Origin of the sequence: Micromonospora sp. D93 (assembly GCF_018070365.1) — a bacterium.
Classification (GTDB): Bacteria; Actinomycetota; Actinomycetes; order Mycobacteriales; family Micromonosporaceae; genus Micromonospora; species Micromonospora ureilytica.
Map to the genome: position 1 here is coordinate 103,232 of NZ_JAGPXW010000021.1, position 14,779 is coordinate 118,010.

At 73.0% G+C, this 14,779-nt stretch carries 13 protein-coding genes and 1 pseudogene; 10 read left to right on the forward strand and 4 right to left on the reverse strand.

Annotated features, from left to right (window positions below):
• Window positions 1-34 precede the first annotated feature (34 nt).
• Window positions 35-979 (reverse strand): NADP-dependent oxidoreductase, encoded by a 945-nt coding sequence (locus KBX71_RS22425; RefSeq protein ID WP_210819902.1) that lies wholly within the window; start codon window positions 977-979, stop codon window positions 35-37.
• A gap of 112 nt (window positions 980-1,091) precedes the next feature.
• On the opposite strand from KBX71_RS22425, the gene KBX71_RS22430 reads away from it, so the two are divergent.
• Window positions 1,092-1,640 (forward strand): TetR/AcrR family transcriptional regulator, encoded by a 549-nt coding sequence (locus KBX71_RS22430; protein WP_210819903.1) that lies wholly within the window; start codon window positions 1,092-1,094, stop codon window positions 1,638-1,640.
• Between the two features lie 7 nt (window positions 1,641-1,647).
• Here KBX71_RS22430 and KBX71_RS22435 read toward each other — a convergent pair whose 3' ends face one another.
• Window positions 1,648-3,039: a KamA family radical SAM protein gene (locus KBX71_RS22435; RefSeq protein ID WP_210819904.1), complete on the reverse strand. Its 1,392-nt coding sequence runs from the start codon at window positions 3,037-3,039 to the stop codon at window positions 1,648-1,650.
• 153 nt (window positions 3,040-3,192) lie between these two features.
• Here KBX71_RS22435 and KBX71_RS22440 point away from each other — a divergent pair, with 153 nt between their 5' ends.
• The 9 genes from KBX71_RS22440 to KBX71_RS22480 all read left to right on the forward strand — a co-directional run bounded on the left by KBX71_RS22440 (window position 3,193) and on the right by KBX71_RS22480 (window position 13,529).
• Window positions 3,193-4,242: a zinc-binding alcohol dehydrogenase gene (locus KBX71_RS22440; protein WP_210819920.1), complete on the forward strand. Its 1,050-nt coding sequence runs from the start codon at window positions 3,193-3,195 to the stop codon at window positions 4,240-4,242.
• Window positions 4,243-4,246: 4 nt separating this feature from the next.
• On the forward strand, window positions 4,247-5,818 hold the full coding sequence (locus KBX71_RS22445; RefSeq protein WP_210819905.1) for an amidohydrolase: 1,572 nt from the start codon (window positions 4,247-4,249) through the stop codon (window positions 5,816-5,818).
• A complete protein-coding gene (locus KBX71_RS22450) occupies window positions 5,815-7,374 on the forward strand; it encodes a lysine 5,6-aminomutase subunit alpha (RefSeq protein WP_210819906.1) in 1,560 nt (519 codons plus the stop codon). The genes KBX71_RS22445 and KBX71_RS22450 overlap by 4 nt, the downstream gene beginning before the upstream one ends.
• On the forward strand, window positions 7,371-8,138 hold the full coding sequence (locus KBX71_RS22455; protein ID WP_210819907.1) for an OAM dimerization domain-containing protein: 768 nt from the start codon (window positions 7,371-7,373) through the stop codon (window positions 8,136-8,138). The genes KBX71_RS22450 and KBX71_RS22455 overlap by 4 nt, the downstream gene beginning before the upstream one ends.
• Window positions 8,135-8,530: a hotdog domain-containing protein gene (locus KBX71_RS22460; RefSeq protein ID WP_210819908.1), complete on the forward strand. Its 396-nt coding sequence runs from the start codon at window positions 8,135-8,137 to the stop codon at window positions 8,528-8,530. The genes KBX71_RS22455 and KBX71_RS22460 overlap by 4 nt, the downstream gene beginning before the upstream one ends.
• The gene (locus tag KBX71_RS22465) at window positions 8,527-9,864 is read left to right on the forward strand and encodes a glutamate mutase L (RefSeq protein ID WP_210819909.1); all 1,338 of its coding nucleotides are present in this window, start codon (window positions 8,527-8,529) and stop codon (window positions 9,862-9,864) included. The genes KBX71_RS22460 and KBX71_RS22465 overlap by 4 nt, the downstream gene beginning before the upstream one ends.
• Before the next feature lie 479 nt (window positions 9,865-10,343).
• Window positions 10,344-12,062 (forward strand): apolipoprotein N-acyltransferase, encoded by a 1,719-nt coding sequence (lnt, locus tag KBX71_RS22470; protein ID WP_210819910.1) that lies wholly within the window; start codon window positions 10,344-10,346, stop codon window positions 12,060-12,062.
• 34 nt (window positions 12,063-12,096) lie between these two features.
• A complete protein-coding gene (locus KBX71_RS22475) occupies window positions 12,097-12,906 on the forward strand; it encodes a polyprenol monophosphomannose synthase (protein ID WP_210819911.1) in 810 nt (269 codons plus the stop codon).
• 92 nt (window positions 12,907-12,998) lie between these two features.
• Window positions 12,999-13,529, forward strand: a complete 531-nt coding sequence (locus tag KBX71_RS22480; RefSeq protein WP_196926613.1) for an FxsA family protein — start codon at window positions 12,999-13,001, stop codon at window positions 13,527-13,529.
• A gap of 81 nt (window positions 13,530-13,610) precedes the next feature.
• Here the strand turns inward: KBX71_RS22480 and KBX71_RS22485 are convergent, their stop codons facing one another.
• A complete protein-coding gene (locus KBX71_RS22485) occupies window positions 13,611-13,952 on the reverse strand; it encodes an RNA polymerase-binding protein RbpA (protein ID WP_030489777.1) in 342 nt (113 codons plus the stop codon).
• A gap of 231 nt (window positions 13,953-14,183) precedes the next feature.
• Window positions 14,184-14,779, reverse strand: a pseudogene (locus KBX71_RS22490) (hypothetical protein); the annotation flags it as partial.

The window sequence follows — 14,779 nt, forward strand, 5'->3', positions numbered from 1 at the left end:
GTGCGCCAGGCGTTGGCGGGTGCCCCCGCGACGCTCAGCTTTCCCGCACGTCGTCGACGGTCAGGACGATCTTGCCGCGGCGGGGTCCGTGCTCGGCCGTCCGGTGTGCGTCGGCCGCCTTCTCCAGGGGGAAAGCGGCCCCGATCGGCACCGCGAACCGGCCCTCGGTGAAGAGGTCGGCTGCGGCGGGCAGGCCGTGGCGGCCATCGGGTTCGCCGGCCAGTTGCCCCATGGACAGGCGGACGCCGTGGGTGGGCGCGGTGAAGTCGGCCAGGGTGAGCACCGCTGTCGGGTCGCCGGTGAGGTGGAGCAGTTCGGCCAGGGAACCGGCGCCGGCAACGTCGAGGGCGCGGTCGATCCGGGTCACGCCCAGGGCGTCGAGGCGGGTGGTGAGGTCGGGGCCGTAGGTGACCGGTGTCGTCCCGAGTTGGCGGAGGAAGTTGTGGTTGTCGGCGCGGGCGGTGCCGATGACGTGGACGCCGCGGGCGGTGGCGAGTTGGACGGCGGTGCTGCCGACGCCACCGGCGGCGCCGTCGACGAGGAGCGTCATGCCGGGCCGTAGGTCCAGCAGGTCGAGGGCACGGGTGGCGGTTTCGATGCTGGTGCCCGCCGCGCCCGCCTGGGCCCACGGAAGGGCGGTGGGCTTGTGCGCCCAGAGCTGTAATACCGCGAACTGTGCGCTCGCGCCGCCGAGTCTGGCCAGCTCGACGATGCCGAAGACGTGGTCGCCGAGGGTGACCCCGTCGACGTCGTCGCCGATCTCGTCGACGATGCCGGCCGCGTCGACGCCGGGGATGTGTGGCAATGGCAGTTGGGCGCTCATCGGGGTGCGGCCGGAGCGGAGGCCGATGTCGACGGGGGAGACACCGGCGGCCTGGACGCGGATGCGGATCTGGCCGGCCCGGGGCCGTGGCGGGGTGGTGGTGCCGAGGTGGAGTACCTCGGGACCGCCGAACCGGTCGTACTGCACGGCGAACATCAGGGCTCCTCTGCCTGGGGTGACGTGGTGGTGGTCGTACCGTAGGCATGGAAACGGAGCAGGCGTTCCGCTGTGGGGTCAAGTGAGAGGGGGCCGGTCGGAGATGTCTCAGATGCGGCGTGCCGATGCCCGGTCCAACCGTGATCGGGTGGTGGCGGCGGCACGGGAGGCGTTCGCGGCGGCGGGGCTCGAGGTGCCCATGCGGGAGGTGGCGCGACGGGCGGGGGTGGGTGTGGCGACCCTGTACCGGCATTTTCCGACGCGTACGGAGTTGGTCGCGACGGTCCTGGCCGAGCGGGTGGACGATTGCGGTGTGCAGGTGCGCCGGGCGCTCGATGACCTGGACCCGTGGCGGGCGCTGTCCGGCGTGGTGCGCGAGTTCGCCGACCGGCAGATCCATGATCGGGCGCTCAACGAGGCGCTGTTGGGGCCGGGCGAGGTGGGTGCCGCGTTCCAGGAGGAGCGCCGGGAGCACGCGCGGGCGTTGAATGTGCTGGTCGCCCGGGCGCGGGCCGCGGGTGTGCTGCGTGACGGCGTCGACGTGGACGATGTCCGGGCCGGTCTGTTGGCCATCGCGTCGCTGCGGCGGTTGCCGGCGACGACGAGCGCCCGGGTGATCGGTAGGGTCGCGGGCCTCGTCCTCGCCGGTATCCGTGCCTGACGGTGGGTCAGTCGTCGCGGTGGTCGTTCCACCACTGCTGGCCGTCGGCGGGGAGGGTGTCGATCGGGTCGTAGTAGGCGTAGCGCTTGTTGAGCGCCTCCAGGTCGGCGGATTCGATGGAGGTGCGGTAGTTCTTGGTCCAGTAGGAGATGCCGCGCTCACGGTCGTAGTCGGTGAGCATGTGCACCCAGCGCTTGCCGACGAAGGGGACGTCGCAGACGATGCGGGGGGTGGCGTAGCCGGGGAGGTAGCCCATGATGTCGTGCTGGAGTTGTTGGGCGTGCCAGACCGGGACCCGCCAGTGTTCGGCGTTGGGGATCATGTCGCACATGTAGAAGTAGTACGGCAGGATCCCGGCTTCGCCCTGGAGGGCGAAGCAGAGGTCGAGCAGTTCCGGGGTGGTGGCGTTGACGCCGCGCATGAGGACGCCCTGGTTGCGGACGTCGCGGACGCCGACGTCGAGGGCGGTCTGGGTGGCCTTGGCGACCAGTGGGGTGAGTGACTGGGCGTGGTTGACGTGGGTGTGGATGGCGAGGTTGACGCCGCGGCGGGCGGCGGTGCGGGCGACGCGCTCCAGGCCCTCGACGACGTCGGGTTGCAGCCAGTGTTGGGGTAGGCCCATGAGGGCCTTGGTGGCGAGTCGGATGTCGCGGACCGTCTCCAGTTCGAGCAGCCGCATGAGGTACGACTCGAGGTTGCGCCAGGGGACGTTGGCGACGTCGCCGCCGGAGACGACCACGTCGCGGACGCCGGGGTGGGCCTTGAGGTAGGCGATGTGGGCGTCGTAGCGGTCGACGGGCTTGAGGGTGAGTTTGAGTTTGTCGACGGCGGGGGTGGAGTTGCCGACGAGGTCCATGCGGGTGCAGTGCCCGCAGTACTGGGGGCAGGTGGAGAGCAGTTCGGCGAGGACCTTGGTGGGGTAGCGGTGGGTGAGCCCTTCGGCGACCCACATGTCGTGCTCGTGGAGGCTGTCGCGGCTGGCGTAGGGGTGTGAGGGCCAGTCGGTGCGCCGGTCGGAGGCCACCGGGATCATGTAGCGGCGGATGGGGTCGGCGAGCAGCGCCTCGGTGGTGAGGGGCGCGAACGGCACCATCGTGTTGATCATCTGTGGTGGCACCAGCATGGACATGGTGGCCAGGGCCAACTGGTCGGCCTCGACGTCGGCGTAGAAGGTCTCGTCGATCAGGTCACCGAAGACGGCGCGGAGCTGCTTGATGTTCTTGACGCAGTTGACGCGCTGCCACTGGGCGGATTCCCACTGGTCGCGGGTGACGTGGCGCCAGCCGGGGAAGCGGGTCCAGTCGGGTTCGACCAGGGGGCGGCGGTGGTATTCGTAGGGCTGCCCGGCGGAAGGTGCGGCGACCGGGACCTGGCGGGGTTGGGGGATGGTCTGGGTCACGGCCCCTCCTCGGTGTTACGGCTGATCATCGAAGCCCGGAGGCTACTGGAAAATATTCGGTACAGAAACTAGTCTGCCGTAAGTTTTCCCGTTACGCGAGCCTTGACCGGGGCTTCGGACGGCTGGGCAGGGGAGGTTGGCGTGACGTCACCGGTGGGACTGCACCGCGTCGTGCAACCGGCGGGGGTGCTGCCGCAGGCGGCCTGGCGGCTGGACACGTCGGCGGCGATCGGGCCGAACGAGGTGCGGATCCGGGTGCAGCGGCTCAATCTGGACGCGGCGAGCTTCCGACAGTTGTCGGAGAAGCACGGCGGGAACGGTGACGCGGTCCGCGCCGAGGTGCTGGAGATCATCGCGACCCGGGGGAAGATGCAGAACCCGGTGACCGGGTCGGGTGGGATGCTGATCGGCACTGTCGAGGAGGCCGGTCGGCGGTCTCCGCTGGGGCTCAAGGCGGGCGAGCGGGTCGCCACCCTGGTGTCGTTGACGTTGACGCCGCTGGTGATCACCGACGGGTTGGCCCGTTGGGACGGGCGCAGCGAGCAGGTGCCCTGTGACGGGTGGGCGATCCTGTTCGCGCGGTCCATCGCCGCGGTGCTGCCCGACGACGAGGACCCGCAGTTGTCCCTGGCCGTGTTGGACGTGTGCGGGGCGCCCGCGCTGACCGCCCGGGTGGTGTCGCGCTATGTCGAGGAGCGTCGTCGTAGCGGTGATCCGACGCCGGTGCGGGTCGCGGTGATCGGTGGGGCGGGTAAGAGCGGGTCGCTGTCTCTCGCGGCGGCGCGACGGGCGGGCGCCGCGCGTACCGTCGGGGTGGTGCCGGTGGCAGCGGAGCGTGACGCGCTGACGGCTGCCGGGCTGGCGTCGGTGGTGGCGTTGGCCGACGCGCGTGACCCGGTGGGGTTGTCCACGGCGGTGACCACCGCGCTGGGTGTGCCGGCGGACGTGACGGTGGTCTGCGTGGACGTGCCGGGGTGTGAGCACGGGGCGGTGCTGGCCACCGCGGACGGCGGCACGGTGATCTTCTTCTCGATGGCGACGAGCTTCTCCGCGGCCGCGTTGGGCGCGGAGGGGTTGGCGGCGGATGTGACGATGCTGGTGGGCAACGGGTACGTGCCGGGGCACGCGGAGTTGGCGCTGGGGTTGCTGCGGGCCGAGCCGGGGGTGCGTCAGCTGTTCGCGGCGCGGGTCGCGGCAGACTGAGGTCATGACGAACCCCTCGACGTTGTACCGCGGCGGCGTGCTGCACTGCCCCGCCGACCCGAGCGCCACCGCGCTGCTGGTGTCCGGTGGGCGGATTGCCTGGTTGGGAACCGACGGTGACGCGCCGCCGGCCGACCGGGTGGTGGATCTGGGTGGGGCGTTGGTGACGCCGGCGTTCGTCGACGCGCACGTGCACGCCACCGACACCGGGTTGGCGTTGTCCGGGCTGGCGTTGTCCGGGGTGCGCTCGGCGGGGCAGCTGCTCGACGCGGTGGCGGCGTTCGCGGCGGACCTGCCGGCGGACGCGGTGGTGCTGGGGCACGGCTGGGACGAGTCGGGTTGGTCGGATCCGACGTTGCCGGACGCGGCGGCGCTGGACCGGGCGGCCGGTGGTCGGCGGGTGTACCTGTCGCAGGCGTCGCTGCACGCGGCGTTGGTGTCGTCGGCGCTGTTGGCGGCGTGCCCGCAGGCGGTGCGGGCGACCGGGTACGACGCGTCCGGGTGGCTGCGGCGCGACGCGCACCACGTGGTGCGGGCGGCCGCGCAGGGGTCGGTGAGTCGGGCGCAGCGGGTGGCGGCGCAGCGGGTGGCCCTCGCGCACGCGGCGTCGTTGGGGATCGCTGCGGTGCACGAGTGCGGTGGCCCGGAGATCTCCGACGAGGAGGACTTCACAGGTCTGCTGGGCATCTCCGGCGCGGGGTTGCCGGAGGTGTACGGGTACTGGGGCGAGTTGGGTGGCGCGGCGCGGGCCCGGGAGCTGGGCGCGGTCGGCGCCGGTGGCGACCTGTTCGCCGACGGGGCGTTGGGGTCGCGGACGGCGCACGTGTCGCAGCCGTACGGCGACGGCGACGGTGACGGCTGCGGGCACGGGTACCTGTCGGCGGAGCAGGTGCGTGATCACCTGCTGGACTGTGCGGCGCACGGCATGCAGGGCGGTTTCCACGCCATCGGTGACGTGGCGATCGGGACCGTCCTGGACGGGTTCGCGGCGGCGGCGCGGACGGTGGGTGTGGAGCGGTTGCGGGCGGCCCGGCACCGCATCGAGCACGCGGAGGTCATGAACAAGCGGTTGATCGCGCGGTTCGTGGAGTACGGGGTCGTGGCGAGCATGCAGCCGGCGTTCGACAGGTTGTGGGGTGGCGCGGGCCGGATGTACGAGGCGCGGTTGGGGTTGGACCGGTCGTTGGAGTCGAACCCGATGGGTGCGATGCACTCGGTGGGGGTGGCGTTGGCGTTCGGGTCGGATTCGCCGGTGACGCCGCTGGACCCGTGGGGGTCGGTGCGGGCGGCGGCGGCGCACCACAACCCGGCGCAGCGGATGGGTGTGCGCTCGGCGTTCGCGGCGCACACCCGTGGTGGGTGGCGGGCGGTGCACCTGGACGTCGAGGGGGTCCTCGCGTTGGGTGCGCCGGCGACGTTCGCGGTGTGGTCGACGCCGGCGGGGGTGGAGCGGGGTCTGCCGGTGTTGCTGGCCGAGGACCCGGAGCTGCGGGGTCCGGACGACCCGACGCCGCTGCCGGTGTGCCGGCGCCTGGTGCTGCGCGGTGAGGTCATCTATGAGGAAGGGTCGTCATGACCGGGAAGCTTGATCTTGATCCGGTGCTGGTGGCGCGGGCGCGGGAGTTGGCGCGTCGAGCCGGGCAGCCGGTGGTGGACCTGGCGCGCAGCCACACCACGGTGTCGGTGGAGCGGGCGGTCCTGCGGTTGGCGGGGGTGAGCGGCGCCGACCCGGACGGCATTCCGTGGGTGAACCGGCTCGTGGACGCGGTCGCCGCGGACGTGGGGTTGGGCCACGGGGTGGCGGTGCCGGTGTTCGACGCCCTGGTCGGCGAGGGCAGCACCGACGTGACGTTGCTGGCGCAGAAGGCCGCCGCCGGGTCGGTGCGGTTCACCCAGCCCACCGGGCGGGCGGCGACGGCCGCCCGGTCGGCGGCGCGCAAGGCGGTCGGCGCGGGTATCCGGCGCATCGACCGGCGGCGCGCCGAGCGGGACCGTCTCGTGAAGCGTCACGGCGACCCGGCGCAGCGGCCGTGGATCTACCTGATCGTCGCCACCGGCGACATCTACGAGGACATCCCGCAGGCGCAGGCGGCGGCGCGGGCCGGCGCGGACGTGATCGCGGTGATCCGCTCCACCGGGCAGTCGTTGCTGGACTACGTGCCCGAGGGCGCGACCCGGGAGGGGTTCGCCGGCACGTACGCCACGCAGGAGAACTTCCGGCTGATGCGCGCGGCGTTGGACGAGTCGTCGAAGGAGGTGGGCCGCTACGTGCGGTTGACCAACTACGCGTCCGGGTTGTGCATGCCGGAGATGGCGACCCTGGCCGGGTTGGAACGCCTCGACATGATGTTGAACGACTCGATGTACGGGATCCTGTTCCGCGACATCAACCCGGTGCGCACGTTCGTCGACCAGCGGTTCTCCCGGCAGGTGCACGCCCGCGCGGGGATCATCATCAACACCGGTGAGGACAACTACCTGACCACCGCCGACGCGGTCGACGAGGCGCACACGGTGACGGTGTCGCAGCTGCTCAACGAGTTCTTCGCGCACGAGGCGGGGTTGGCGGACTGGCAGTTGGGGTTGGGGCACGCGTTCGAGATCAACCCGGAGGTGCCGGAGTCGTTCCGGTTGGAGTTGGCGCACGCGTTGCTGGCCCGGGAGTTGTTCCCCGACGCGCCGTTGAAGTGGATGCCGCCGACGAAGCACATGACCGGTGACGTGTTCCGGGGCAATCTGCTCGACGGGTTCTTCAACCTGGCGGGCGCGCTGACCGGTCAGGGCATCCTGCTGGTGGGGATGATGACCGAGGCGGTGGTGACGCCGTGGTTGTCCGATCGGGACATCGCGGTGCAGAACGTGCGCTACGTGTTGGGCGCGGCCGGTGGGCTGCACGAGGACTTCGTGCCCGCGCCGGGCGGGTTCATCCGCCGCCGCGCCAACCAGGTTCTCGGTGAGGCACTGGACCTGTTGGAGCGCATCGGGGAGCAGACGCTGCTGACGGCGATCGCCGAGGGCACCTTCGGGATCATGAAGCGGCCCGCGGACCGCGGTAAGGGTCTCGCCGGGGTCGCCGCGCACGAGGCCGACTACTGCAACCCGGCCACCGACATCCTGGAGGCCGCCGCATGAGCGAGCACAGTGGCGTGAGCAAGCAGATCGTGCGCCCGTACGGGGACACCACAGGTGACGGGATGGTGCAGGTGTCGTTCACCCTGCCGGTCAGTCACGACAAGCGCGCCGAGGGCGCGGCGGTGCAGTTGGCCAACAAGATGGGCGTCGACCCGGCGATGGTGGTGCACGCCAAGCCGATGGGCGACGGGTTCACGTTCTTCGTGGTCTACGGGCGGGTCAACCACCTGGTCGACCTCAATGTCGTGCAGGTGGTGGAGCGTGACTTCGCGCTGCTGTCGGCGAAGGACGTCAACACGGTGATCAAGCAGCGGTTGCGGCGCAAGCTGTCGGTGGTCGGGGCGTGCATCGGCACCGACGCGCACACAGTGGGCATCGACGCGATCCTCAACGTCAAGGGCATCGCGGGGGAGAAGGGCCTGGAGTACTACCGGGAGTTGAAGGTCACCAACATGGGCGCGCAGGTCAGCGTGCCGGAGCTGGTGGAGACCGCCCGGGCGGAGAGGGCCGACGCGGTGCTGGTGTCGCAGGTGGTCACGCAACGCGACGCGCACCTGCACAACACCCGGGAGATGTCGGCGGCGTTCCGGGAGGCGATGCCGGCGGGCCGGCGGCCGCTGCTGATCGTCGGTGGTCCCCGGTTCGACGAGACGATGACCGACGAGTTGGGCGTGGACCGGATCTTCGGTCGGGGCACCACGCCCGGCGAGGTGGCCAGCTACCTCGTGCACGCCCTGATCACGCAACGGAAGGCGATGGCATGACCGACGCACGGCTCGGGTTGACGGTGACGCACCGGCGGTATGTGCCGTACTCGCACGCCCACTACGCCGGGAACCTCGTCGACGGGGCGTACGCGCTCGGTTTGTTCGGCGACGTCGCCACGGAGGTGTGCATCCGCACCGACGGCGACGAGGGCCTGTTCGCCGGGTACGCCGACGTGCGGTTCCACGCGCCCATCCACGCCGGGGACGTGGTGCAGGTGACCGCGCAGGTGTCGCGGGTGGGCACGCGCAGCCGCACCCTGGAGTTGAGCTGCGCGGTGGTGTGCCGGGGCCGTCCGGACCGTTCCGCGTCCGCCGCCGAGGTTCTCGACCCGCCGATCGTGGCGGTCACCGCGACCGGCACCGTGGTCGTCCCCGCCGGAAAGTCGTGACCCTGGCGGTCTGCGCGGACGTCGGCTCCACGTACACGAAGGTGGCGGTGGTGGACCTGGCCGCCGGTGTCCTCGTCGGCGCGGCGTCGGCGCCCACCACGGTGGGCACCGACGTGCTGCACGGCCTGGACGCCGCGGTCGCGGCGGCCACCGCCGGGCTCGGTGTGCGCGACGTTCCGTGGTACGTGTGCTCGTCGGCCGGTGGTGGGCTGCGACTGGCCGTGATCGGCTACGAGCCGCTGGTCACCGCGCAGGCCGGCCGGCGGGTTGGGTTGTCCGCCGGCGCGCACGTGGTGCACGTCGCGGCGGGGCGGCTCGGCGCCGCCGACCTGACGGCGTTGCGGGCGGCCCGATGCGACGTGGTGCTGCTCGTCGGCGGCACCGACGGCGGCGACGCCGACACCATCACGCACAACGCCACCCGCCTGGCCCGGGCCCGGTGGCGCACACCCGTGGTGTACGCGGGCAACGCCGACGTACGCGAGCAGCTCACCGGGCTGCTGCGCGACGCCGGGGTGCCGGTCACCGCCGCCGACAACGTCCTGCCGCGCATCGGGGTGCTCGCCCCGGCGTCGGCGCGGGCGGCGATCCGCGCGGTGTTCCTGCGCCACGTCATCGGTGGTAAACGACTGTCGAGGGGCGCCCGGTTCGCACGGCTGGTGCGGGCGGCCACCCCCGACGCGGTGCTCACCGGTGTGGAGGTGCTCGCCGACAACCTCGGTGGTGACCTCGCGGTGGTCGACGTGGGTGGGGCCACCACCGACGTGTACTCGGTGCTCACGCCCGACGAGCGGGCCACCGGGCCGGGCCGGGAGGTCGCCGGCAGTCTGTGGCGGGCCCGCACCGTGGAGGGCGATCTGGGCATGCGGTGGAGCGCCCCCGGGGTCGTACGCGCCGCCGCCGAGGAACGGCTGCTCGCCGCCGGCGAGTCCGACGAGCTGGGCGCCGCGGCGGCGCGCCGGGCGGCCGACCCGGCGTTCCTGGCCGGCGACGACGTCGAGCGGGCCGTGGACAGGCGCATCGCCACCCTCGCCGCGACGGTGGCGCTGCGCCGTCACGCCCGGGGCGCCGCCACCGGTGAGCGGGCCGGGCGGGACCTGCGCGACGTGCGACTGCTGGTGGGCTCCGGTGGGGTGCTGCGGCACGCGCCGGCGGACGTGTCCGCGCAGGTGCTGACGGCGGTCCTGGCCGACCATGCCGGCGGGTGGGCGCTGCCGCGCGCCGCCGCCGCGGTGGTCGACGCCGACTACGTGTTGGCCGCCGGAGGGCTGCTCGCCGAGGAGCACCGGGCGGCGGCGCAGGCACTGCTGCGTCAGCATCTGCGTACGCATTGAGACACGCCGACCCGACACGCCGTGGCGCAACACACGACAGGCCGGCTGCGGGTTGACAACCGACGGGGGTCGGCACGTACCGTCTTTGAGTCCTACCACGGGAAGCGGCTGTTGTTCGCTTCGTCCCTTCGTCCGCTGGCCGAGCGACATTTTTCAGCGTCATCGTCGCGGCGGCCAGGTCCAGCGGGCGGGGGTCGGCGGGGCGGCGCGAACCGGCCGCGGTTACCGGTGTACGGGCAGGGTGAGGTGCACGGCCAGTAGACAACGGCCCGGCGGGGGCAGCCAGTCCACGTCCGGTCGGTCCGAAGGTCGTCGTGCCCCATCCTCGCCACACCGGCCGGGAAGGGCCTGGGAGCATCGGGGCGCGGCGCGAGCCGCGCCCCGATTTCATGTCTGCCGGGCGGTTCGTGCCCGACGGCCCGACGCGGTCGGTGCACACGCCAGCCAGGTAACCTTCGCCCCGTGATCGAGGTGAAGCGGTGACGACCCTGGACCGGGATGAGACGCACACCCCGGCGGCGCTGCCCCGGCCGGTCGTTGCGGGTCGGCCGCTGCCGCTGAGGGTCGCCGTGCCCCTGGCCGTGGCCGCCGGGCTGGCCCTGCTGGTGGCGTTCCCCCCGTACGGGGTGTGGCCGCTCGCGCCCGTCGGGGTGGCGTTGCTGGCCGCCGCCGCGCACCGGCGGCGGTTGCGCGCCGGCGCCGGCCTGGGCTTCCTGACCGGGGTGGCGTTCTTCGCCCCGCTGCTGGCCTGGACGAACCTGCACACCGGCTACCTGCCGTGGGTGCTGCTGTCGCTGTTGCAGGCCGGCTACCTGGCGCTGCTGGGCGCGGCCACCGCCTGGGTGTCGCCGCTGGCCGACCGTTCCCGCTGGGCGTGGCCGGCGCTGACCGGGCTGCTCTGGGTCGGGCAGGAAGCGCTGCGCGACCGCACCCCGTTCGGCGGGTTCCCGTGGGGGCGGTTGGCGTTCAGCCAGGACACCTCACCTTTGCTGCGCCTGGCGGCGCTGGGCGGCGCCCCGCTGGTCACCTTCGCCGTGGCCCTCGTCGGCGGGTTGCTGGTCACCGCCGCCTGGCGGGGCTGGATCACCGCCCGGCGCCCCGCACCCCCGCACACCACCCCGCCGCCCCCGGACGGCCCGCTGGACACCGTGGCGGGCCCTGACGGCCCGCTGGAGGCCCCGCCACGCGCCGCGGTCCCGGCGGCCCGCCGGTGGGCGCCGGTGGTCGTACCGGCCGTCGTGGCCGTCGCGCTGACCGCCGGGGGTCTGCTGGTGCCGGTCGCCACCGCCGGGTCCGGCGCAGGAGTCACCGTGGCGATCGTGCAGGGCAACGTGCCGCGGCTGGGCCTGGACTTCAACGCCCAACGGCAGGCGGTGCTCAACAACCACGTGGACGCCACCATCGAGTTGGCCGGTCGGGTCGCCGCCGGGCAGCAGCGGCAACCCGACGTGGTGGTGTGGCCGGAGAACTCCAGCGACATCGACCCGCTGCGCAACCCCACCGCCGGGGCGCGGATCTCCCAGGCCGCCGACACCGTCGGCGCGCCGATCCTGGTCGGCGCGGTGCTGCTGGGACCGGGCGCCGGGGAGGTCCGCAACGCGGGCATCCTGTGGCGCCCCGGCACCGGCGCGGACCTCGACCAGCTGTACACGAAACGCCACCCGGTGCCGTTCGCCGAGTACGTGCCGCTGCGCGACGTGGCCCGGATGGTCAGCAAACAGGTCGACCTGATCCGCAGCGACTTCGTCGGTGGAAGCACCCCGGGCGTGGTACGCGCCGGCCCGGCCGTGCTCGGTGACGTGATCTGCTTCGAGGTCGCCTACGACGAGGTGGTCCGCGACACCGTCACCGGCGGGGCGCAACTGCTGGTGGTGCAGACAAACAACGCCACCTTCGACGTGGCGGAGGCCCGCCAGCAGATGGCCATGGTGCGGCTGCGGGCGGTGGAGCACGGACGGCCGGCGTTGATGGCCTCCACGGTCGGCGTGTCCGGGTTCGTCGCACCCGACGGGCGGGTAAGCGATGCCACCGGGTTCAACACCCGGGAGGTCGTGGTGCGGCAGTTGCGCCTCGACGACGGACGCACCCTCGCCACCCGCCTCGGCTGGTGGCCCGAGGTGGCGCTCGCCGCGCTGGCCGCGGCGGCCCTGCTCGGCGCGGCGGTGCCGCGCCGGCGGCAGCGGGTCATGCCCGGATAGCAACAGCCGGTACGCCGGCGGGAGCGGAGGAACCGTGATCCAGGCGACCGATACGATCCGACGCCCGGACGAGGTGCCCGGGGTGGGCCGGGTGCTGGTGGTGATCCCCACCTACAACGAGGCCGACAACATCGCCGCGATCGTGGGCCGGGTCCGGCGCGCCGCCCCGGCGGTGCAGATCCTCATCGCCGACGACAACAGCCCCGACGGCACCGGCGCGATCGCCGACGCCCTCGCCGACGGCGACGCGCACGTGCAGGTGCTGCACCGCCACGGCAAGCAGGGCCTCGGCGCGGCGTACCTGGCCGGGTTCGGGTGGGCGCGCGAGCGCGGCTATCAGGCGGTCGTGGAGATGGACGCCGACGGGTCGCACGCCCCGGAGGACCTGCCGGCGCTGCTGGACGCCGCCCGCGACGCGGACGTGGTGATCGGCTCCCGGTGGACCAGCGGCGCGCGGGTGCTCAACTGGCCGTTGCGGCGGCTGCTGCTGTCGCGCTGCGGCAACCTGTACGCGCGCCTGGCGCTGGGCATGCCCGTGTCGGACGCCACCGGCGGTTACCGGGTGTACCGGATCAGTGCCCTCGACGCCATCGACCTGGAGTCGGTGACCTCGCAGGGCTACTCGTTCCAGGTGGAGCTGTCGCGGCTGGCGCACCGGGCCGGGGTGCGGATCGTGGAGGTGCCGATCACGTTCGCCGAGCGGGAACACGGCGACAGCAAGATGAGCCCGAAGATCGTGGCCGAGGCGCTGTGGCGGATCACCGCCTGGGGTGTGCGCGACCGTCGCCAGGCGGTCCGCCGGGGCCTGCACGGCACCGCCACCGGCCAGGCACGGTGGCCGTGAACGGGTCAGGCGCGGTGGCCGTGAGCGCGGCCGTGTCATGCTGGATGAGCGGGACACGTCCGTGGTGTCCGCAGGATTGGCGATGAGGTGAGATGCGCCGAGGACTGAGGTTCGTACCGTTGGCCCTGTTGCTGGCGGTGGTGCTGGAGCTGGCGGTGTTCGTCGGCGTGGGACGGGCGTTGGGGTTCGGGGCGGCGGTGTTGCTGGTGTTCGCCGCGTCCCTGCTCGGGTTGGTGCTGCTGCGCCGTGAGGGCATGCGCGCCTGGCGTGGGTTCCGCTCCGCGGCGGCGGCCGGGCAGCCCCCGGGTGGGCAGGTGACCGACGGGCTCGTCGGGTTGGCGGGCGCGCTGTTGCTGGCGGTGCCCGGTCTGGTCAGCGGGCTGGTCGGGTTGCTGCTGCTGGTGCCGCCGGTGCGTCGACTGGCCCGCGCCGGGGTGCGCCGTGCCACCGAGCGGCGGGTGTCGTCGATGGTCGCCGGTGACCTGTTCGGGCCCCGGACGGTGCGGGTGCGCCAGGGCGCGCCGCAACCGACCCCGCAACCGACCCCGGAGCCGCAACAGCCGGTGGTGGTCGACGGCGGTCGGGCCATCGAGGGCGAGATCGTGGAGCCTGGCCGGCACTGAGACCCAGGCCACCACCGCGCACAGACATGACGACGCCCCCGGGGGAAACCCCGGGGGCGTCGTCGTTGTACGTCGTGCGGCTCAGGCGCGGCCGCGACGGGTCCGAACCTCCTGCAGCCGCTCCTCGAGGATGTCCTCCAGCTCGGCGATCGAGCGCCGCTCCAGAAGCATGTCCCAGTGGGTACGCGGCGGCTTGGCCTTCTTCTGCTCCGGCTCGTTGCCGTCGACGAGTCGGGCGACGCTGCCGTCGAACTTGCATTCCCAGGTCATCGGGACCTCGGCGTCGACGGCGAACGGCACCTCGAACTGGTGGCCCTTGGCGCAGAGGTACTCGCGGGTCTGACGCGGCGCGAGCTCCGTGTTGCGGTCGGATTCGTAGCTCACCGCGCCAAGGCGGCTTCCGCGCAGCATACGCTCGCCCATGATCGACTTCCCCTCGTTCGTGGTGCTGGTCTTCTGGGTGTAACGGTGCGTCCCCGCCGAGCCATTCCCGCCCGAGGGCGTGAGGCGTCCACGGGTGGGCCGGGACCAAGGGTAGCCGGCCGGGACGGTCACCCGGTGAGGTGATCCCCAGGCCGGTCGCGACAACGGTGTGTGTCCGCGGCCACCGGGGAGGTTAACCGCCCGAGCCTACCGAAGGTTGCGCCACGATCATCAGGTGGCGTCGCTGGGAGCGGCGGCGCCGAGGCGGGCCAGCGCCAGCGCCAGGTCGCTGACCTGGTCACCGAGCTGCGCCACCCGCCGCTGGGCCAGGTCCCGATCGGTCTCGGCGGCGTCGAGTCGTACCGTCAGGGCGGTGCGGTGACCCTCGGCGGTCGCCGCGGCCTGCCGGGCCACGGCCAGCTCGGCGGTGAGCGTGTCGCGGTGGGCGGCCAGGGCGGCCAACTCCGCGCGCAGCCGCGCGGCCACCTCCGCGGCCTCCTGCCGGGCCTCATCGGCCTGCCGGGCGGCGACCTCGGCGCGGTCGCGGGCCCGGTCGGCCTGCTCACGCGCCCGGGCGGCGTCGGCGGCCTCCGCGCGGGTGCGTGCCGCGTCGGCGCGGGACTGCTCGATCTGACGCCGGACGTCCTGCACCTCGGCCTGCCACCGCCCGGCCCGCTCGGTCGCCTCGGCGGCGGCCCGGGTGGCCCGTTCGGCCTCGGCGCGCAGCGCGTCGCGTTCCACGCCCAGGTCGGTCACCCGCTGCCGTTCGGCGTCGCGTTGCGTGCGCAGGTCCCGTACCTCGGCGCGGGCCTGGTCGCGCTGCCGCT